The organism is Pseudomonas sp. Ant30-3 (assembly GCF_000690905.1).
Taxonomy (GTDB): Bacteria; Pseudomonadota; Gammaproteobacteria; order Pseudomonadales; family Pseudomonadaceae; genus Aquipseudomonas.
The window spans coordinates 48,539-68,977 of sequence record NZ_JMCL01000072.1 but is presented as its reverse complement, the minus strand read 5'-3'; the positions used below and the strand labels follow the sequence as shown (position 1 = coordinate 68,977).

The window sequence follows — 20,439 nt, the reverse complement described above, 5'->3', positions numbered from 1 at the left end:
CGGGTCACTTGGAGAAGCGCCAAGTAACCAAGCGCTCTTGCCCCTGACGTCCGGTGGCTCGCTAGTGCTCGCCATGCCTTCGCTCCGGTCCTGCTCCGTGGGCCCGCTGCCATCGGCCATCCATGGCCGGGGGCAGCTAACCCGGCATCCTTGCCGGGTTGCCCACTGCGCAGAACCTGCGCTCAGCCTCCCGACGGAGCGCTAACCGCCACAGCGCGCCGAGGCGGCCTGATAGCCGACCTGGCTCGATTGTTTGATCGCGTTTTCAATGTGGGAGCGAAGTTTGCTCGCGAAGAGGCACTTGAGGCCGCTTAAGGCTTCGCGGGCAAGCCTTGCTCCCACTGGTCCTGCTTCCACAGATCCTGTTTCCATAGGTCCTGTTTCCACTGATCTCATCCCGCAGATAGCGGGAGACCTCAGCAGGCTCAGCGTTTTTTGCTGCCACCCAGCAACGATCCCATCAAACCGCGCACCAATTGCCGGCCCAATTGATTCGCCGCCTGCCGCATCGCCGATTTCAACGCCTGCCCCGCAGCCGTGCCGAGGAATTCGCCGGCTTTGTCGGTTAGGCTCGGCTCTGCCTTTTCTGGGGTGGCCTGCGGATCAGGCGCGAGCCCTTTGCGCCCCATGAGCACTTCATAAGCCGACTCGCGATCGATCGGTTTGTCGTAGCGACCCTTGAAGGGCGAACCGGCGATCAGCAGGGTGCGTTCGGTTTCGCTCAGCGGCCCGATCCGCGACTGCGGCGGGGCTACCAGCACGCGCTGGACCATTTCCGGCGTGCCCTTTTCCGCCAGCGTCCCCACGAGCGCCTCGCCGATTCCCAGTTCGGTCAAGACCGACAGGGCATCGAAGGCCGGATTCGGTCGAAAGCCGTCCGCGACTGCGCGTAGCGACTTCTGCTCCTTGGCCGTGAACGCGCGCAAACCATGTTGAATGCGCAGCCCTAACTGCGCGAGCACGTCATCCGGCAAATCGCCCGGCGACTGCGTGACGAAATACACGCCCACGCCCTTCGAACGAATCAGCCGCACCACTTGCTCGAGGCGTTCCTGCAAGGCTTTCGGGGTGTCGGCGAACAACAAGTGCGCCTCGTCAAAAAACAGCGCCAGCAGCGGTTTGTCGGCATCGCCACGCTCTGGCAGTTGCTCGAACAGTTCCGCCAGCAACCACAACAGGAACGTCGCATAAACCTTCGGCGCTTCGTGCACCAGGCGACTGGCGTCGAGCAAGTGGATGCGCCCACGACCATCGGCGGCCGGCTGCAACATGTCTTCGAGTTGCAGCGCCGGCTCGCCGAACAGGGCGTCGGCGCCCTGCTGCTCCAGCGTCGCCAGACGTCTCAATAATGCCTGGCTGGAACCGGTGGTCATCAGCGCTGCGTCATCGCCGAGCAGTTCCGGGTTGTCACGCAAGTGGTTGAGCAACGCCTTCAGGTCCTTGAGGTCGAGCAGCAGCAACCCTTCGCGGTCCGCGACCTTGAACGCGGCATACAGCGCCGACTGCTGACTGTCGGTCAGTTCCAGGAGACTGCCGATCAGCAGCGGTCCCATTTCGCTCAACGTGGTGCGCAACGGATGACCGGACTGACCGTGAATGTCCCACAGAGTGACCGGATAAGCCTGGGGTTTATGGTTCAGCCAAGGCATGCCGGCGATGCGCTCGGCCACCTTGCCCTGAGGGTTGCCGGCAGCACCCAGCCCGCACAGGTCACCTTTGATGTCCGCGGCAAACACCGCCACACCGGCATCGCTGAAGGCTTCGGCCAAGCGTTGCAGGGTGACGGTCTTGCCGGTACCGGTAGCGCCCGCGACCAGGCCATGTCGGTTTGCCAGACGCATGGCCTGGGCGATCGGCTGCCCTGCGAGGTCGGCACCGATAACGAGTTGCGATGAGTCAGGCATTTTGTCACCCATGGTTAATCTTTGATCCTTCACGGCCGATATAAAAGAATGAAAAGCGTCGGTAGTTCCCTACGGAGAGGATGGAAATATCAGCTTGTTTTGACGACCGTCCCTTCGCGCTCCTTTATAAAAGCACGCCTTGGGCATTAAGACCTTAGCGGAACCCCATGCCATGAATAAAAATCTGCGCTTCAGCCATAAAATCCTGCTTGCCGCCGCCCTCATCGTCATGGCTGCCTTCGCCTCCTTCACCCTGTACAACGACTATTTGCAACGCAACGCCATCCGCGAGGACCTGGACAACTACCTCAACGAAATGGGCGATGTCACTGCCAGCAACATTCAAACCTGGTTGACCGGCCGTATTCTGCTGATCGACAACCTGGCGCAGAACATTGCCATCAACCCGGAGCCCGCCACTGTCGCCAGCCTGCTGGAGCAGAAAGCGCTGACGTCGACCTTCATGGCGTCCTACCTGGGCGATGCCACCGGCAGCTTCACCATCCGACCGGACGCGAAGATGCCCGACGGTTTCGACCCCCGCGTCCGCCCTTGGTACAAAGGCGCCGAAAGCAGCGGCACCGCCACGTTGACCGAACCCTATATCGATGCGGCGACCGGCCAGTTGATCATCTCGATTGCCACCGCGTCGAAAAAGGCTGGGCAGAGTGTCGGCGTGGTGGGCGGCGACCTCAGCCTGCAGACTCTGATCGACACCCTCAGCGCCCGCGACTTCGACGGCATGGGTTACGCCTTCCTGGTCAGTGCCGACGGCAAGATCCTGGTTCACCCGGACAAAGCCCTGGTGATGAAAACCCTCGCCGAAGCGTACCCACTCAATACACCGCGCATCAGTACCGACTTCAGTGAAATCGAGGTCGACGGTAAAACCCGCATCGTCAATTTCACCCCGATCAAAGGCCTGCCGACGGTCAACTGGTACATTGGTCTGTCCGTCGACAAAGACAAAGCCTTCTCGATGCTCAGCGAATTTCGCACCTCGGCGGTCATCGCGACCATCATTGCCGTGGTCATCATCATCGCCTTGCTGGGCATGCTGATCCGCCTGCTGATCCAGCCGCTGCATGTCATGACCCGCGCCATGCAGGACATCGCCGACGGTGAAGGCGACCTGACCAAACGCCTGACCATCCAGAACAACGACGAGTTTGGCGTGCTCGGCACTGCATTCAACCGCTTCGTGGAGCGCATTCATGGTTCGATCCGCGAAGTGTCGTCGGCCACCGGCCAGGTCAACGAAGTGGCGTTGCGCGTGGTGGCCGCTTCCAATTCGTCGATGTTCAACTCCGATCAGCAAGCCTCGCGTACCAGCAGCGTGGCGGCAGCGATCAATCAGCTCGGCGCTGCCGCGCAGGAAATCGCCCGTAATGCCGCGCAGGCCTCGAGTCAGGCCAGCGATGCGCGCAACCTCGCCGAAGATGGCCAGCAAGTGGTGGACCGCAGCATTGCCGCGATGAACAAACTGTCGAGCATGCTCAGCGCCTCCAGCAGCAATATCGAATCGCTGAACAGCAAAACAGTGAACATCGGGCAGATTCTCGAGGTGATCACCAGCATTTCCCAGCAAACCAACCTGCTGGCGCTCAACGCCGCCATTGAAGCCGCACGCGCCGGTGAAGCCGGACGCGGTTTTGCGGTGGTCGCGGATGAAGTTCGCAACCTCGCGCACCGCACGCAGGAATCGGCGCAACAGGTGCAGACCATGATCGAGGAGCTGCAGGTCGGCGCCCGCGAATCGGTGAGCACCATGAGCGACAGTCAACGCCACAGTCAGGATAGCGTCGACATCGCCAATCTGGCCGGTGAGCGCTTGAACAGCGTGACGCTGCGCATCGGTGAGATTGACGGGATGAACCAATCGGTGGCGACGGCGACCGAGGAACAGACGGCGGTGGTGGAGTCGATCAACGTGGACATTACCGAGATCAATACGCTCAACCAGGAAGGCGTGGAAAACCTCCATTCGACGTTGCGCGCGTGTTCCGATCTGGAGCAGCAGGCAGCGCGGCTGAAGCAGTTGGTGGGCAGTTTCCGCATCTAGAATCCATTGCCACGCCATCGCGGCGACCCGATGTGCCCGCGATGGCGATTTTTTTTCACCCACCAGACCTCCCAACCCTGCGCCAGCAAACCCCAAACGAACATCTATCCTTCATTAAGGTCAACCTAGGGAGACCAATGGACCGGAGGGATGTTCGCCGTGCATATCGCTGACATAACCATGTTCTACGCCCCTGCCAGCGGTGGCGTGCGTACTTATCTGGATGCCAAACACCGGCGCCTGGGAATTAAACCCGGCATTCGCCACAGCTTGCTGATACCCGGCGCCAACCTTACTGAACGGGACGGCGTCTATACAGTTCCCGCTCCCGCCCTGCCCTTCGGCAAAGGTTACCGCTTCCCACTCCGCGTGGCGCCTTGGCGCAATGTCCTGCAGGACTTGCAGCCCGATCTGATCGAAGTCGGCGATCCGTACCTCACCGCGTGGGCGGCACTCGATGCCCGGCGTCAGCTCGATGTACCGGTGATCGGCTTCTATCATTCGGACTTGCCGGTGTTAGTGAGCAATCGCATGGGCAACTGGGTGACGCCGAATGTCGAGGCCTATGTCCGCAAACTGTATGGCAATTTCGACCGAGTGCTGGCGCCGAGCCAGATCATGGCGGACAAATTGATCAGCCTCGGCGTCAGGAATGTGTTCGTGCAACCGCTCGGTGTCGACCTGCAGACCTTCAATCCGGCGGCGCGTGATCCTGAATTACGCGCGGAACTGGGCATTGCCGAAGACGCGCACCTGCTGATATTTGCCGGTCGCGGCTCCAAGGAAAAGAACCTGCCAATACTGCTCGACTGCATGAAACACCTCGGGCGACGCTATCACCTGGTGCTGGTGGGTTCGTCGATGCCGGCCGCGGTTCCGGACAACGTCACAGTGGTCGATGAATTCTGCCCGGCTGCACAGGTAGCGCGGTTGATGGCCAGCGCCGATGCGCTACTGCATGCCGGCGATCAGGAAACCTTCGGGCTGGTGATCCTCGAAGCCATGGCCTGCGGCATTCCGGTGGTGGCCGTTGCTGCCGGGGCGTTTCAGGAAATCGTCACTGAACCCTGCGGTATGCTTTGCGCGCCGAACAACCCGCTGGCCATGGCCAATGCCGTGCGGGAATTGTTCAGCGCCGACATCACCACGTTGGGCAAACAGGCGCGTAGCCATGTCGAACGGCATTACGCATGGGACGCAGTGGTCAATAGCCTTTTGGGCCACTATCACGCAGTGCTCGGCGATCAGTTGCCGATGATCGCCAATGGTTGAGCCCATGCATGCCCCTGCCCTCATGTTGGTTTTGCACGACGTCGCGCCGCAAACGTGGGGCGACTATCAGTCGTTCGTAGAGGCCGTCGATGCTCTGGGCGCGGTGCCGATGACCTGGCTGGTGGTACCGGACTTCCACAAGCGTAATTCCCTGGACGAGCATCCGGCCTTCTGTCGCGTGCTCAGCGAACGCGTCGAGCGCGGCGATGAACTGGCTTTGCACGGTTACTTCCATTGCGACGAAGGCCCGCTGCCCGGCACGCCGCGCGACTGGTTCATGCGCCGCGTCTATACCCACGAGGGCGAGTTCTACAGCCTGTCCCGGGAAGACGCACTTGCCCGCCTGCATGCCGGTATTGACATGTTCCACCGTCACGACTGGCCGCTCGAAGGCTTTGTCGCACCGGCCTGGCTGATGAGCGATGGCACCCGCGAGGCCTTGCGCGAGTTGCCGCTGCGTTACACCAGTGATCCGCAGCACTTGTATCGCTTGCCAGATTTCTCCGTGATTGAGGCGCCGGGATTGGTGTGGAGTGCGCGCAGTGCCTGGCGTCGCGGCGTATCAAAACTGCTCAGCGACCAGCGCGAACAGCGCTGGCGACAAGCACCAGTGATTCGCCTGGGCCTGCACCCGGTGGACATGCGTCATGAGTTTTCATGCACCTATTGGCTGCAAACCCTCAAGCGTCTGCTCGATGAGGGCCGCATGCCAATGACCAAGGCTGATTGGCTGGCGTCGCAAGACACATTGATGGGGCGCGTAGCGTGAGTCGCGGGGTTCTGTTGTGCATTGCCTTACTGGTTGCGGTGATGATCCCGGCCTTGCTGGGCGGCAATGAAACTTGGTATCGCCTGCACAGATTTCCATTGCACTGGTTGCTGATCATGTTCGCCATGATTCTGCTGTGCTGGGTGCTGAATTCGATGCGCTTGCGCCTGTTGCTGGGCGACGAGCGCGGCAAGGTCAGCCGCCGCAAGAGTCTGGCGGTGGTGATGGCCGCCGAATTCGCCTATTGCGCGACGCCGGGAGGCAGCGGTGGCCCGCTGACCATCATGGCGCTGCTGGCCCGTCAGGGCGTGCGTCCCGCGCGGGGCAGCGCGGTGTTTGCGATGGATCAGTTGAGCGATCTGCTGTTTTTCCTTTGTGCGCTGATCGGGATCCTGATTTACGCCTTGTTCCAACACCTCAGCCAGCGCATGGAGTGGCTGCTGACGGTCAGCGCGGTCTCCATGTTCGGTGGGTTGTTGAGTTGCGTGTTCGTCGCCCGCTACCACCGTTTGCTGATTCGCCTGAGCGGCCGTCTGTTGGCGCGACTTAATGTCAAAGCAGCGACGCGTATGCGCTGGGCGCGAAAACTTCTGCATTTTCTGGCGGCGTTTACCGACACGTTGAAATTGCCGTCTCGGACATTGATTACGGTGTTTGCCCTGACGTGTGTGCATTGGATTCTGCGCTATAGCGTGTTGTATCTGGCGTTGCGCGGGTTGGGGGCGGATGTGCAGTGGGCCTGGAGCTTTTTGATTCAGATGCTTTCGCTGAGTGCGGGGCAGTTCAGCCTGCTGCCGGGTGGCGCCGGAGCGGCGGAGCTGACCTCGGCGGCGCTGTTGACGCCAATGGTGGGCAAATCCACGGCCGCGGCGGCAATCCTGATCTGGCGGGCGGTGACGTATTACTTTTATCTGCTGGTGGGCGGGCCGGTGTTTGTGTTGATGCTGGGGCGGCCGCTGTTGAAGAAATTGATGAGGTTCAAGCAGGTTTAGTTGGGTTTGTTATTACTGCGTTCTGCGTTGAGTACGCAAACTCTGTAGGAGCTCAGCTTGCTCGCGATGGCAGTCTGTCCGGCGCCCACTTGCTTGCGGATGCACACGATCAATTGTGGGAGCTGAGCTTGCTCGCGATGGCGGTGCGTCAGGCGCCCACTTGCTTGCGGATGTACCCGGTCAACTGTGGGAGCTGAGCTTGCTCCGGCGGCGTTCCGACGATGGCGGTGTGTCGGGCGACGGTTGTTTTGAGGTTGTACATATCCGTTGCTGCGGTTGGGGCTACTATTGGTTTCGCCCTTACGGCGAGTCACTTTGGAAAAGAGCCCCAAAGTAACCAAAAGGCTCTTGCCCCGCCATTCGGTGCCTCGCCTAGGCTCGGCATGCCCTCAATCCGGCAATGCTCCGGGGGCCCGTCGCCATCGGCCATCCATGGCCGGGGGCGACTACCGCGGCATCCTTGCCGCGGTACCCCCTGCGCAACGCCTGCGTTCGGCCTCTGGGAAAGGGGCACGCAGATCAAGATCAAGATCAAGATCAAGATCAAGATCAAGATCAAGATCAAGATCTGAAGCAAAGCAAAGCAAAGCAAAGCCCAAACTCCCGCCCCGATGCTGATCGTTCCCACGCGGAGTGGTGGGGACGATCAGTGCACGGCGCAACGTAACCTGCGCAGCCAGGTCGGCCGGTAGGCCGCCTCGGCGGCTGTGGCGGTTAGCGCCCCCTCGGGAGGCTGAGCGCAGGTTCTGCGCAGTGGGCAACCCGGCATGGATGCCGGGTTAGGCGCGCACGGCCAAGGATGGCCGATCGCGCCGGGCCCACGGAGCAGGACCGGAGCGAAGGTATGGCGAGCCCAAGCGAGGCACCGGACGTCAGGGGCAAGAGCACTTGGTTACTTGGTGCTCTTCCAAGTGACTCGCCGTAAGGGCGAAACCAATAGCCGCCCTCATCGCCGCAATGGATATGTACACCAAAAAAACTTACGCGCCCAAGACGCAGCCATCGCTGGCAAGCCAGCTCCTACAGGGGACCGAGTACACCTTGTAGAATCCAGCAAAATGGAAGAACGCCTTCGCAAGCAAGCCTCGCTCCTACGTGGGCTGATCACCCCCGGATTCACCCTCCGCCTCAGGATGCAAAGCCCCCCACAACGCCTCAGCCCCCGGAAACTCCGTACCGTCCTCCGCGCTCAGGTCATCGGGATCGTAACGGCTCAAGCACCCCTCCCCCAGCGTCGCGGGGGCTCGGGCGGTAGCTTTGTCGAGTGGGTCGGCCATGATCAAATCCTCCATACAGAAACGGCGAAGGGCCTGAAGCGATTGAACGCCCAGGCCCTTCGAATTTCAACCCTGTCGCGTTGCTGTCAGAACACGACCGTCTTGTTGCCATGCACCAGGACACGGTCTTCGAGGTGATAACGCAGACCGCGAGCCAACACCATCTTCTCGACATCGCGACCGAAACGCACCATGTCTTCGATGCTGTCGCTGTGACTGACACGCACCACGTCCTGCTCAATGATCGGGCCGGCATCCAGCTCTTCGGTCACGTAGTGACACGTTGCGCCAATCAGCTTCACACCACGCATGGACGCTTGGTGATACGGCTTGGCGCCCACAAACGAAGGCAGGAAACTGTGGTGAATATTGATCACCTTGTGCGCATATTCATTGCACAGCGACGGCGGCAGGATCTGCATATAACGGGCAAGTACCACCACTTCGGCATCGTGCTGTTTGACCAGACGCGAGACCTCTGCAAATGCCGGTTCCTTGTCCTGCGGATTGACCGGAACATGGTAATAAGGAATGCCGTGCCACTCGACCATGCTGCGCAAGTCGTCATGGTTGGAAATCACACAAGAGATTTCGCAGTCCAGTTCATCGCTGTGCCAGCGGTGCAACAGATCGGCCAGGCAGTGAGATTCACGGCTGGCCATCAGCACCACACGTTTTTTCTGCGCGGTGTCGGTGATGCGCCAGTCCATCGAAAAAGCTTCAGCGATCGGCGCAAACGCTTCGCGAAAGGCCTCGATACCGAAGGGCAGCGAGTCGGCACGAATTTCGTGACGCATGAAGAACCAGCCGCTCTGATTATCCGAGTGGTGGCTCGCTTCAGTGATCCAGCCGTTATGGGACGCCAGAAAGTTACTGACTTGAGCAACGATGCCGACGCGGTCCGGGCAAGCAATCACTAGCCGAAAGGTGCGCATGAGGGGGAGACTCCAGAACTTCGCAAAGGCCGCCATTCTAGCGATTGCGCAGCAAAACTGCAGTATTGATGAAGCATTTGCTGCAGACGAATCGACGCTGCAGATCCCGACAAATACACATTTTCTCGCTCAAAGGGAAACTCTGAAAAAGACTTTCTGATTTGGCAAAATACCGCGACCCCACCCACCGAGTTTCCCGATGAAGCAGATGACCTTCGCCGACGCCGAGTACGCTGGCAAGCGCAAGCAAACCCGCAAGGAGTTGTTCCTGATCGAGATGGATCGGGTGGTGCCGTGGAAGGGCTTGATTGCTTTGATCGAGCCACATTATCCGAAAGGTGAAGGTGGCCGTCCGGCCTACCCGTTGATGGCGATGCTGCGTGTGCATCTGCTGCAGAACTGGTTCGGCTACAGCGATCCAGCGATGGAGGAAGCGCTGTACGAAACCACGATCCTGCGCCAGTTTGCCGGGCTGAACCTGGAGCGCATCCCCGACGAAACCACCATTCTCAACTTCCGCCGCTTGCTGGAGAAACACGAGCTGGCGGCCGGCATCCTCGCTGTCATCAATGGCTATCTGGGCGACCGCGGCCTGTCGCTGCGCCAGGGCACCATCGTCGATGCAACGCTGATCAATGCGCCCAGTTCGACCAAGAACAAGGACGGCAAGCGCGACCCGGAAATGCACCAGACCAAGAAGGGAAACCAGTATTATTTTGGCATGAAGGCCCACATCGGCGCCGATGACGAATCGGGTCTGGTGCACAGCGTAGTGGGCACGGCGGCCAATGTGGCGGATGTCACCCAGGTGGACAAATTGCTGCATGGCGACGAAAACGTGGTCTGCGCCGATGCAGGCTACACCGGTGTCGAAAAGCGGCCCGAGCATGAAGGACGTGAAGTTATCTGGCAGGTGGCGGCACGCCGCAGCACCTACAAAAAACTCGATAAGCGCAGCGTGCTGTACAAAGCCAAGCGCAAGATTGAAAAGGCCAAGGCTCAGGTGCGCGCCAAGGTCGAGCATCCGTTCCGGGTAATCAAGCGCCAGTTCGGTTACACCAAGGTGCGCTTTCGCGGCTTGGCCAAAAACACGGCGCAACTGGTGACACTGTTCGCTCTGTCGAACCTGTGGATGGCGCGCCGACATTTACTGACGAATGCAGGAGAGGTGCGCCTGTAATGCGGGAAATGGCCACCGGAGTGGGGTCCGGGTGGCGAAAACGTAAGAAATACTCGTCGAATTGATTGTTTTTTGATCATTTGGCGAGTTTAAAAGTTGCGCTAGGTGGTATGCCGGGGAAATACATGGCTACTTCAGACCATCCAAAGGTGTTTTTGATGCAGATCTACAAGTACCCAATTGTGAAGATCTGTGTTGACCGGATCACACTATTTAACTGCGCCTGCAATTTGTCGCCAGTTCATTGCCAACAAATTAAATAAACACGTGTTAAATGTTTACTTGATGAAACAGCCTGACTATTATTGCCGCACTGTAACCTGCCATCCAGCGTCCAACATAAGGTAGTCCCAATGTCCTTGATCAACGAATATCGCGCCACCGAAGAAGCTATCAAAGAGCTGCAAGCCCGTTTGAAGAATCTTTCCCAGGACGACAAACTGCAAACCGAGCTGGAATTTGAAGGCAAACTGCGCACCTTGATGGGCGAATACTCCAAGTCCCTGCGTGACATCATTGCGCTGCTGGATCCGGAATCCAAAAGCAAGGCTCCACGCGGTGGCGCGGTAAAAACTACCGGCACCAAGCGTGCGCGCAAAGTTAAACAATACAAAAACCCGCATAACGGCGAAGTCATCGAAACCAAAGGTGGCAACCACAAGACTCTGAAAGAGTGGAAAGCCAAGTGGGGCGGTGACGTGGTTGAAGGCTGGGCGACTCTGCTGGGCTAAGCCGCAGAAGACGCACCAAAAAGGAACGCCAGCAAATGCTGGCGTTTTTTTATGCCTGAGTGTTAGACCTGCCGTGACAGGTTCGAGGATTCAAAGACTCAAACGTTTGCGCAATGCTTCGACATAATTATGCCATTCACTCAGAACCTCCTTCTGAAAAGGCGTAGCAGTAATGTCCAGTTGTGCAGCCGCCTCTATGAAAGATTTCAGCGTATTGGGTGCGCCCCACTGCGGATCAGACAGACGCTGCTGACAGAACAATCGCCAACGTTCCTGCTCTTCGCAATTCAACGTGTCAGGGAAGTTGCGGGCGCGATATCGAAACAATAGTTCAGGCAAACGTTCATCATCGAACGGCCAGTGCTCTTGTGCTATTTGTGCAGGCTCGGCGGACCTGACTTGCTCACATAAACGTCTATCGCGGTCGCCGATAAAACCGTCGTATAACTGTTGTTCAGGATCATCGTTCTGAGGAAATTCCTCGCTGGCATAAATCGCCTGCACTTTATCCCGCCAGATCTCCTGTGCGTCACTTAGTCGCAGTGCTCGCTCATGTTTAAGCGCCATATCCAGCCCGAGCCGTTGTTGATCGGCGGGACGCAGCACAGACATTGGTGCAACAACCGGGCACTTATTGATGTGGATCAGTTTGAGCGGCACCGGCAACTCGCCCTCTGCAAGATCGTCGCGGCGGGTATATAAGCGCTGGCGCAACGTCTCTGCATCAAGATCCAGCAGTCCCTGAGGATCCAGATGCAGGTCACAGACAATCAAGGCGTTCTTGTTGCGCGGGTGCCACGCCAACGGCAGCACCACACCGACATAACTGCGAGCCGCCGAAAAACGCCCGGAAATGTGCACCATCGGCTGCAGCAGTCGAATCTGATCCATCACCTTCGGTTTACTGCGCAACTGGAACAACCAGTCATACAGCTTCGGCTGTTTTTCCCGGATCAACCGAGCGAGGGCGATGGTCGCGCGAACGTCGGACAGTGCTTCGTGAGCATTGCCGTGATCGATACCGTTGGCGGCTGTCAGGCGTTCGAGTTTCAGCGTGACGCGGCCCTCTTCGTCCCTCGGCCAGACAATGCCGTCGGGGCGCAGGGCATAAGCGGCACGCACCACATCAATCAGATCCCAACGGCTGTTGCCACCCTGCCACTCGCGAGCGTAAGGATCGAAAAAATTTCGATACAAGCTGTAGCGGGTCATTTCATCGTCGAAACGCAAGGTGTTGTAACCGGCGCCACAGGTCCCCGGAGCGGCGAGTTGCGCATGCACCCGCGTCATGAAATCCGCTTCACTCAAACCCTGTTCGGCAAGACGTGCCGGGGTAATGCCGGTGATCGCACAGGCCGCCGGATGCGGCAGGATGTCTTCACTGGGCTGGCAATAGAGATTGACCGGTTCGTCTATTTCATTGAGATCGAAATCGGTGCGAATCCCCGCGACCTGCAGCGGGCGATCGCAGCGGGGATTGATACCCGTGGTTTCATAGTCGTACCAGAAGATCGAGGTCACGGGCTATTCCTGAACTGAAGATGGGCGAAGTCTAGGCGGTCATGTCCTGTCGCGACCAGCCTCTCGTCATTCAATCACTTCTCGCAACGCACCATGCAATACATAGTTATGTCGTTTCCCCCCGAGAGACTGCTAGCATCGGGCGCACAGAGTATCTCCGTTCAGGCCCCAACATCAGGTTGCCCATGCTCGATTCCACAGCACGGCCAGGGAAAGCGACGCAGCCCCCGCCACTGGATACGCGGTATCAGGTTGAAACGCCGGAAGGCATCGACTTGCCATTGCGCCCGGCGGGGTTGATGGTGCGCGCACTGGCGTTTTCCATCGACCTTGGCCTGCGCGGGCTGATTCTCGGCGTGCTCTTTGTTGTCCTGGCATTCCTCGGCAAGCTCGGCGCCGGGCTTGGCTCGATTTTGTTGTTCGTGGTCAGCTGGTGGTACATGGTGCTGTTTGAAGTGCTGAATCAGGGCCGCTCGCCCGGCAAGTTGTGGATGGGCCTGCGGGTGGTACAGGATGACGGTACACCGATCGGCTGGTCAGCATCGCTGGTGCGCAACCTGCTGCGATTTGTCGATTTGTTGCCGTTCGGCTACTTCCTCGGCGCTATCAGCTGCCTGAACCACGCCAGCTTCAAGCGCCTCGGCGATCTCGCCGCCGGTACGCTGGTGATCTACCGCGACCGCCCGGTGACCCGCCCGCAGCTGCCCGACGCCGAGCCAAGGCGCGCGGCAGTCGCGCTGACGCTGAACGAACAGCGCGCCATCCTTAACTTCGCAGAACGCCAAGGCGAACTGACCGCAGCACGGGTCAGTGAACTGGCGACGATCCTCGCCAACCCCATGCAGGTTGCAGCTCCGCGCGCCGTAGCGGAACTCAACGGCATCGCTCGTGGCCTGTTGGGCAGCGCATGAAGCAAAGCCTTTTTGAAAGTCGTCACAACGCTGAGTGGGAACGGTTTTCCCTGATGCTCGACAGGCTGGAGCGAAACAAGGACACCTCGCGCCTCGCCAGTTTTGCAAAAGATTACCGAAGGCTCTGTCAGCACCTCGCCCTGGCTCGGGAACGCGGTTACAGCAGTTTCCTCATCGACTCATTGCAGCAACAGGTGCTGCGCGGGCATCAGCAACTGTACCGGCAGCGTAGCCGCCTGGGTGCCAATGTCGTGGCATTCATCCTCGCCGATTTTCCGCGACTGGTCCGTCAGCAATGGCGCTTTGTACTGGCGGCCAGCCTGTTGTTTTTCGGCAGTCTGATCGGCTTCGCCCTCCTGGTGTTCCTGTTTCCGGACCTGGTCTACAACCTGATCCCCGCCGAACAGGTCAGCCAGATGCAAAGCATGTACGACCCCAACGGCGGGCACCTGGGACGCTCAGCCGAACGGGCGGCCAGTGAAGACTGGGTGATGTTCGGGTTCTACATTATGAACAACATCGGCATCGCGTTTCAGACCTTCGCCAGCGGCCTGCTGTTTGGCCTGGGCAGTGTCTTCTTCCTGCTTTACAACGGTTTGATGATCGGCGCCGTGGCCGGGCATCTGACGCAAATCGGCTATGGCCAGACGTTCTGGTCATTCGTGATCGGGCACGGTGCGTTCGAACTCAGCGCGATTGCCCTCGCCGGTGCGGCCGGCCTGCAACTGGGCTGGGCTCTGATCGCGCCGGGCCGATTGCCGCGGGCTGAAGCGTTGCGACTGGCGGCGCGCAAAAGTGTCCTGCTGATTTGCGGGGTCATGCTGTTTTTGTTGATTGCAGCTTTTATAGAGGCCTACTGGTCGTCCATGACTGAACCCCCGCCCCTCACCAAATACCTGGTCGGCGCGCTGCTCTGGATACTGGTCGCGATGTATCTGCTGTTTGCCGGACGGACACGCCATGCGCCTGAGTGACGCAACAATGGTCATCCGCCCTCGCCCGACCTGGGAAGCCATGGACCTGGGCGTGCTGTTGAGCCAGCGCCATCGACGCTTGCTTATGACCAGTTGGGCCATCGTCACCGTGCCGGTGTTCGCCCTGCTCACCCTGATTTTCTGGGATTCACCGTCGCTCGCGGTGTTCATCTTCTGGTGGCTCAAGCCGGCATTCGAACGGTTGCCGCTGTACATTCTTTCTTTGGCGATGTTCGGTGAAACGCCGACGTTGCGCCAGGCACTGCGCCAGTGGCCGCGCCTGCTCAAGCCGCAATTACTCGCGAGCCTGACCTGGCGGCGCTTGAGCCTGACACGCAGTTTCTCGTTGCCCGTGGTGCAACTTGAAGGGCTGAGCGGCAACGAACGACAACAGCGACTGCAGGCATTATTGCAGCGAGACGCGGGGGCCGCGCGCTGGCTGACGATCATCGGCGTGCATCTGGAAAGCGCGCTGTGGATCGGCCTGATGCTGCTGTTTTACCTGTTGCTGCCTCAGCAGATCGAACTCGACTGGAGCTGGCAACGTTTACTCTCGATCGCGAGCCAGGACTGGCGCTGGCTGGAACACCTGACGAATGTGTTCTACCTGCTGGTTTTGGTGGTGTGGGAACCCGTCTACGTCGCCTGCGGTTTCAGTCTTTATCTGAACCGGCGCACAGTGCTCGAAGCCTGGGATATCGAGTTGGTGTTCCGCCGCCTGCGCCAGCGCCTGAGTGGCGCGGCGCTGATTCTGCTGCTGGGAACCTGTGCACTGTTGCCGTTCAATCAAAATTCGTGGGCCGCTGAGCCCGTCGCGACGCCAGAATCCGCACGGCTTCTGTCTCAACCTTTGACCAGTCAGGCTTCACGGGACAGCATCAAGGCGATCCTCGAACAGCCGCCGTTCAAAAACAAGGAAACGGTCACGCAGTACCGCTTTGGCGAGGATCAATCCGCTGCCGATTCATCGGACAAAGGCAAGGTGCCGCAATGGCTGAAGACGTTGTTCGGCTTGCTCGACGGCCAACGCTTCGGCGCTGTGGCGACGCTGATTGAAGTGGCGTTGTGGACGGTGTTAATTGCGGGAATCGGCTTGTTGATCTGGCGCTACCGGAAATGGCTGCAGGCATTCGTCACCCAGCGCCCACTGGAAAAAACCAGACCGGCCCGGGCAGCGCTGCAGCAAGCATTCGGCCTGGACCTCAACCGCGAGACCCTGCCCGCCGACATCGCCAGCAGTGCAGAAAAGCTCTGGCAAAGCCACCCGCGTGAGGCACTCGGTTTGCTTTACCGCGCACTGCTCAGCCACTTGCTGCACGATCACCACATGCCATTGAGCGCGGCCGACACCGAGAGCGAGGTGCTGCGGCGTATCGAGCAACTGCGACACCCCGCCTTGCTGGCGTTCAGCCAGACCCTGACGACCCATTGGCAGAACATGGCGTACGGGCATCGACTGCCGCCCGAGCCTGTGCAAGATGAATTGTGTGATGGCTGGCGCACCTTGTTCGGCCCGGGAGGCACGGCTTGAGCCGGCGTTTGTGGCTGACCGTCGCGCTGATTGCAGGCGCGCTGTGCTGCGTATTGAGCATTTGGCTGTACCTGAAGGCGACGCCCTATCAGGCAGAAATCGATCATGGACCGGCGCCCGAAGCTCAGGTCAATCCCTATCTGGCCGCCGAGCATTTCCTGCGCAAACAGGGCCTCATCGTCAGCCATGCCAACAGCCTGGATGTGCTGCCGATGCTGGAACCCCATCAGAACAGTTTGTTGTTGCTCGGCGAACGCTCCAGCATGTCGCCGCGTCAGGTCGATCAGGTGTTGAACTGGACCCGCGCCGGCGGCCGTCTGTTGTTTGTCGCCGAAGCGTTGTGGGACGAAAAGCTCGGTCAGAGCGATGACCTGTTACTCGACAGGGTGCAGCTGCAGCAGTCATTGAGCAAAGACCTCAAGGACCCGCCGCCTGACACCAGCGGCGAGGCACTGCCGAAATTGACCAAGCTTTATCTCGAGGATGAGGACGCCCCGGCTTACGCCGGTTTCGATACTGCGTTCCATCTCGACGACCCGAAGAACCTCGCTCAGGCCTGGGCCAACAGCGGCAAGGGCACGCACATGATGCAGCTCGCTCACGGCCTCGGTTCGATCATTGTTGTCACCGACGCCGAGCTGTGGAAAACCCCGGCCGTCGACCAATATGACAACGCCTGGCTGCTCTGGTACCTCACCGCTGATACCCACGTGACGCTGTTGTTCAACACGGAGCACGACAGTCTGCTGACCTTGCTGCTGCGTTATTTCCCGCAAGCGCTGGTTGCGCTGATCGCCCTTATCGGCCTGGCCTGCTGGCATTTCGGTGTGCGTCACGGGCCATTGATTGAACCGGCACCGAAAGCGCGCCGACAACTTCAGGAGCACTTGCGCGCGAGCGCTGATTTCATGCTGCGCCACAGCGGTCAGGAGAGTCTTTTGCAAAGCCTGCAACAGGACATCCTGCGTCGCGTCCGGCACCGACATCCCGGTTATGACCAGCTCGGCGTCGCCGAACAATGGCTGGTGCTCGCGCGCCTGACCGGTCAACCCACACGCGCTATCAGCCAGGCCATGAGCCCGCGACCGAAGCAACGCCTTTCAAGCGTTGAATTCAGCCGTCAGGTTGCCCACCTGCAAACCCTGAGGAATGCCTTATGATCTGGCACCTGACAACCGTTAGATGTCCACAATAGTTAGAAACTCCCCTCTTACAGAGTCGTAGTGCTTAAGTTCGATGCAATAGTTCTAAAACTGCCTGAACGAACAAACGAATTGAGGGCCATCTTTGCGGGGCATGGCAGCCGGTGTTTGTATGAGCTAGGACTTGAAGATCGCGGGGGTACCCTCTCCCGGGTTCCCAATTCTGCATTGGGGTCCAATTGAGAGTTGCATCCCCCGCCACTTGATTCTTGCGTCACTGCCTACTCCTCGGCTCTATTAGCTCCAAGCGAACCTGGCTGATGATCGCGGCGCGAAACAGGCTGAGTCCGTATCTGCTGCCACTAACTAGCTTAACTATCCGGGATCCACTTGCCCCTCCCTTGAGCAACCAGCCAGAAGCTGATCCGTAAGGGCCATATAGCCGCAGCTCACTGCGTGGGAAAAAGCATTTTGCGAATCTGGTTCCTTCGGGAAGTAGCCGAGCACTTTTTGTGATGTAGCGCTCCATCTCAGTCGCGCATTCTCGCTGCGTAACCACCTTACTTTCTTATTTTTCTCGTGAGATTACCCGAGGCCAGGTCAGTTCCGGTCTAATTTTGGTGATCTACAGTGCAGCGATATCGCATTTTCCTCCGCCAAGGTACTACTTAATAGTAATGCGCCGATCAGTGACCCGGCTGGCTCTACGCTCGAGGCTTGGGGGCGACTGAATGGCCCTCACTGATAATGCAAATAAACGAATGATTTTCTGGTCACTGCAGGAGGTGGCGATGGAGCTCGTTTTGGGCTACTGAGGATTTAGTCATCGCTGGGCAACCCTGCCCTGGGTTCTCCATCCTGCTTTGGAACTCCATGGAGTGTTGCGTTCCGCCTTTTCGCGCACTTCTGCTGCACAGTCAATTTGCAATCCTAGCGCCGCTACGAAGACGTCAGGTTCGCCGCCAGCACTTCCAGCAACGCTTTCACTTTGGGCAGCGCTCGACGACTTTTGATCCAGGCCAGATTGATCGCCATACCTTCGGTTGCCAATTGGGGAAGCACTCTCACCAACGTACCGTCTTCCAGCTGCTGCTTGATCAGCCATGACGGCAACTGCGCGATGCCGCAACCGGCCGCGACCGCGGTGACCAGACCTTCTCCATTCCCCACCACGAGCCGAGGGGCGAGCTGGTGTCGTTTCGTTGAGCCCGCCTCATCGCCCGCGAACTTCCACGGCGCGACATTTCCATCCAGCCAGCCATACGCGACACATCGGTGGTGCGCCAGATCGTCCTCGGTCAGCGGCGTGCCATGGCTGGCCAGATACGCCGGTGACGCACAGCAGATATGCCACTCGCGGGCCAGCTGACGATGCTCCACTGAGTCAGGCCAGCTATCCGCGCCTCCGATGCGGACTACCACGTCAACACCTTCTGCAAAGGGATCGCCCATCCCGTCCGAGAATGAAATGTGGGGTATCAGCAGCGGATGATCCTGCAAAAACTGCAGGATGACCGGCAGCACTCGCGCTCGGCCGTAGGTACCCGGAAGGTCGATGCGCACGGTCCCGCGCGGCTCGATAGTTTCCGCTCGCAGCGACAGTTCGGCATGTTCCAGGTCTGCAAGCACACCGGTGCACGTCCGGAAAAAAGACATCCCCGCATCGGTTAACGACAAGCGTCGAGTCGTCCGACGGAACAGCCGGGTTCCCAACCTGCTCTCCAGCCGGGCGATGCTTTTGCTGATAGCAGAGCCGGTCAGATTCATTTTTTCAGCGGCGGATTTGAAGCTGCCACATTCCGAAACGCAGACAAACACATCGATACCTTTCAAGCGTTCAGAGGGAAACATAGTCATCCTGATTCATGAATTCAGTTCCGGAAACTTGGTAAAAATCATCATAAATCAGATCTCTGTTCCACAGTAAGCTGAGACCTGGACATCTGTCTGCGAAGCGCTATGAACACGTCTTGGAAAGGACTCCTGATCGATGAGGCAAGGATGCTGAACGAATTAAAAAACTATCCGGCCGGCCCCGCTTATGCGGATAGTCACCCCAGTCAACCTCTGTATCGGTCTCTGTACCCGTGGCTCCGCTGGCGCGTGTGGGTCAGGGTCACGCGGCCCCACTGTTCTAACCGACTGATTCACAACAATTGGAAACCGCTAAGGGTTTGCGATGGTTTTTTGTGCCTGTCGAACCGGCGCTCGCGCTAACTAGACTCGTCGGCAGGCAGTGCCTGACGAACGTATTTACAAGGAGAGATAAATGCCTTCAATGGATGTGTATGCACTTGCAACCGCAGGTCTGAAAAAACTGGCGCTGAATCAGGAGTGCCGGGACGCGTTCACCAAAGACTCGTTGTTCTTCAAGTTATTCGAGCGTGCTGCCCATCGCTACATCATCGCCTCGGACAGACGTGAGCTGAGTGAAAAGTTGCACCTGCTATCGGGTAAAGGCTACCTGTTGGGTGTTGAATACGTGGGGGAGGAAAACCACGATCCCCGTGTCGTACAGGATTTCGTCAATGAGTATCTTGCCTCTATCCAGACATTTGCAGAAGCCGGGTTAAAACCACAGCTGGGGTTTGATTTAAGTGCAGTGGGATTGCTCATCTCCCAGGAAATGGCTTACCAAAATGCGGCCACCTTGTTGTCTGCTGCGGCAAAACACGACATTCCGATAATGATCAGCATGGAGCACTCATCGGCCGTCGACTCGATTCTGGAAGTTTACGCCGAGTTGGCCCCGGCTTATCTCAACGTCGGTATCACGATTCAGGCGCACTTGCACAGAACGGTCAACGACCTGCCCAGAATCATTGGCTATGGGCGCAAGATCAGGCTGGTCAAAGGCGTTTACAACGAAGTTCGCGAGGTGGCTCTGCCCCGCGGGCCCGAGCTGGATGAACGCTACCTGCACTTACTCGAAGATGTGCTGGCCGCCAAAGTTCCAGTCAGTTGCGCGACGCAGGACCCGGCCTTGATCAAACGGATCTTCGAACACAACTATTTTCCGGGTATCCAGGAACTGGAAATGCTCCATGGCGTGCAACCTGAAACATTGCGTCAGGCCAAGGATGCGGGGCTGGCCTGTCGAATTGCTGCGGTTTACGGTGACAGTTGGTACCTGCACTTCCTGCATCGTCTGGCGGAGTCGCCCGACAATGTCATTGAGGCTTTGGCCGATTTTTACGATCCGTCCCGCATCACGTTCGGCGCAGGTTATTAAGGAGGA

General features: G+C 58.8%; 16 protein-coding genes and 1 pseudogene. 12 read left to right on the top strand and 5 right to left on the bottom strand.

What is annotated here, in order from left to right; genetic code table 11:
• Positions 1 to 425: 425 nt before the first annotated feature.
• On the bottom strand, positions 426 to 1,904 hold the full coding sequence (locus tag DU29_RS0117835) for a helicase HerA-like domain-containing protein (RefSeq protein ID WP_033050674.1): 1,479 nt from the start codon (positions 1,902 to 1,904) through the stop codon (positions 426 to 428).
• Between the two features lie 172 nt (positions 1,905 to 2,076).
• On the opposite strand from DU29_RS0117835, the pseudogene DU29_RS1000000133785 reads away from it, so the two are divergent.
• From DU29_RS1000000133785 to DU29_RS0117810, 5 genes and pseudogenes are all read left to right on the top strand, one after another.
• A pseudogene (locus DU29_RS1000000133785) lies at positions 2,077 to 3,108 on the top strand (HAMP domain-containing protein); the annotation flags it as partial.
• 93 nt (positions 3,109 to 3,201) lie between these two features.
• Positions 3,202 to 3,966, top strand: coding sequence for a methyl-accepting chemotaxis protein (locus tag DU29_RS1000000133780; protein WP_442961314.1), 765 nt, complete (start codon positions 3,202 to 3,204; stop codon positions 3,964 to 3,966).
• A 150-nt stretch (positions 3,967 to 4,116) separates the two neighbouring features.
• Positions 4,117 to 5,238: a glycosyltransferase family 4 protein gene (locus DU29_RS0117820; RefSeq protein WP_028622891.1), complete on the top strand. Its 1,122-nt coding sequence runs from the start codon at positions 4,117 to 4,119 to the stop codon at positions 5,236 to 5,238.
• Positions 5,231 to 6,007 carry a DUF2334 domain-containing protein gene (locus DU29_RS0117815; RefSeq protein WP_028622890.1) on the top strand — a complete coding sequence of 259 codons (777 nt, stop codon included), beginning with the start codon at positions 5,231 to 5,233 and terminating at the stop codon, positions 6,005 to 6,007. Before DU29_RS0117820 ends, DU29_RS0117815 begins: the two co-directional genes overlap by 8 nt.
• Positions 6,004 to 6,999 carry a lysylphosphatidylglycerol synthase transmembrane domain-containing protein gene (locus DU29_RS0117810; RefSeq protein WP_028622889.1) on the top strand — a complete coding sequence of 332 codons (996 nt, stop codon included), beginning with the start codon at positions 6,004 to 6,006 and terminating at the stop codon, positions 6,997 to 6,999. Before DU29_RS0117815 ends, DU29_RS0117810 begins: the two co-directional genes overlap by 4 nt.
• 1,091 nt (positions 7,000 to 8,090) lie before the next feature.
• Here the strand turns inward: DU29_RS0117810 and DU29_RS1000000133345 are convergent.
• On the bottom strand, positions 8,091 to 8,276 hold the full coding sequence (locus DU29_RS1000000133345; protein ID WP_028622887.1) for a hypothetical protein: 186 nt from the start codon (positions 8,274 to 8,276) through the stop codon (positions 8,091 to 8,093).
• A gap of 86 nt (positions 8,277 to 8,362) precedes the next feature.
• Positions 8,363 to 9,211: a formyltetrahydrofolate deformylase gene (gene purU / locus DU29_RS0117795; RefSeq protein WP_028622886.1), complete on the bottom strand. Its 849-nt coding sequence runs from the start codon at positions 9,209 to 9,211 to the stop codon at positions 8,363 to 8,365.
• A gap of 199 nt (positions 9,212 to 9,410) precedes the next feature.
• Here purU and DU29_RS0117785 point away from each other — a divergent pair, with 199 nt between their 5' ends.
• Together DU29_RS0117785 and mvaT are read left to right on the top strand one after the other, a co-directional pair.
• Positions 9,411 to 10,391 (top strand): IS5-like element IS1384 family transposase, encoded by a 981-nt coding sequence (locus DU29_RS0117785; RefSeq protein WP_010466230.1) that lies wholly within the window; start codon positions 9,411 to 9,413, stop codon positions 10,389 to 10,391.
• Positions 10,392 to 10,744: 353 nt separating this feature from the next.
• On the top strand, positions 10,745 to 11,122 hold the full coding sequence (mvaT, locus tag DU29_RS0117780) for a histone-like nucleoid-structuring protein MvaT (protein ID WP_007945872.1): 378 nt from the start codon (positions 10,745 to 10,747) through the stop codon (positions 11,120 to 11,122).
• A 90-nt stretch (positions 11,123 to 11,212) separates the two neighbouring features.
• Here the strand turns inward: mvaT and sbcB are convergent, their stop codons facing one another.
• Positions 11,213 to 12,643, bottom strand: coding sequence for an exodeoxyribonuclease I (sbcB, locus tag DU29_RS0117775; protein WP_028622885.1), 1,431 nt, complete (start codon positions 12,641 to 12,643; stop codon positions 11,213 to 11,215).
• A 185-nt stretch (positions 12,644 to 12,828) separates the two neighbouring features.
• Between sbcB and DU29_RS0117770 the strand changes: the two genes are divergently transcribed.
• Genes DU29_RS0117770 through DU29_RS0117755 form a run of 4 tightly spaced genes read left to right on the top strand, consistent with a single transcriptional unit; the run spans position 12,829 to position 17,219 of the window.
• Positions 12,829 to 13,554: an RDD family protein gene (locus tag DU29_RS0117770; RefSeq protein ID WP_028622884.1), complete on the top strand. Its 726-nt coding sequence runs from the start codon at positions 12,829 to 12,831 to the stop codon at positions 13,552 to 13,554.
• A complete protein-coding gene (locus DU29_RS0117765) occupies positions 13,551 to 14,528 on the top strand; it encodes a stage II sporulation protein M (RefSeq protein WP_028622883.1) in 978 nt (325 codons plus the stop codon). Before DU29_RS0117770 ends, DU29_RS0117765 begins: the two co-directional genes overlap by 4 nt.
• Positions 14,515 to 16,059 carry a DUF4129 domain-containing protein gene (locus DU29_RS0117760; protein ID WP_028622882.1) on the top strand — a complete coding sequence of 515 codons (1,545 nt, stop codon included), beginning with the start codon at positions 14,515 to 14,517 and terminating at the stop codon, positions 16,057 to 16,059. The genes DU29_RS0117765 and DU29_RS0117760 overlap by 14 nt, the downstream gene beginning before the upstream one ends.
• Positions 16,056 to 17,219, top strand: a complete 1,164-nt coding sequence (locus DU29_RS0117755; RefSeq protein WP_028622881.1) for a DUF4350 domain-containing protein — start codon at positions 16,056 to 16,058, stop codon at positions 17,217 to 17,219. Before DU29_RS0117760 ends, DU29_RS0117755 begins: the two co-directional genes overlap by 4 nt.
• A 921-nt stretch (positions 17,220 to 18,140) precedes the next feature.
• On the opposite strand, the gene DU29_RS0117750 is transcribed toward DU29_RS0117755, so the two are convergent.
• On the bottom strand, positions 18,141 to 19,052 hold the full coding sequence (locus tag DU29_RS0117750) for a LysR substrate-binding domain-containing protein (RefSeq protein WP_028622880.1): 912 nt from the start codon (positions 19,050 to 19,052) through the stop codon (positions 18,141 to 18,143).
• A gap of 418 nt (positions 19,053 to 19,470) precedes the next feature.
• On the opposite strand from DU29_RS0117750, the gene DU29_RS0117745 reads away from it, so the two are divergent.
• Positions 19,471 to 20,433 carry a proline dehydrogenase family protein gene (locus tag DU29_RS0117745; RefSeq protein WP_028622879.1) on the top strand — a complete coding sequence of 321 codons (963 nt, stop codon included), beginning with the start codon at positions 19,471 to 19,473 and terminating at the stop codon, positions 20,431 to 20,433.
• Positions 20,434 to 20,439: the final 6 nt, after the last annotated feature.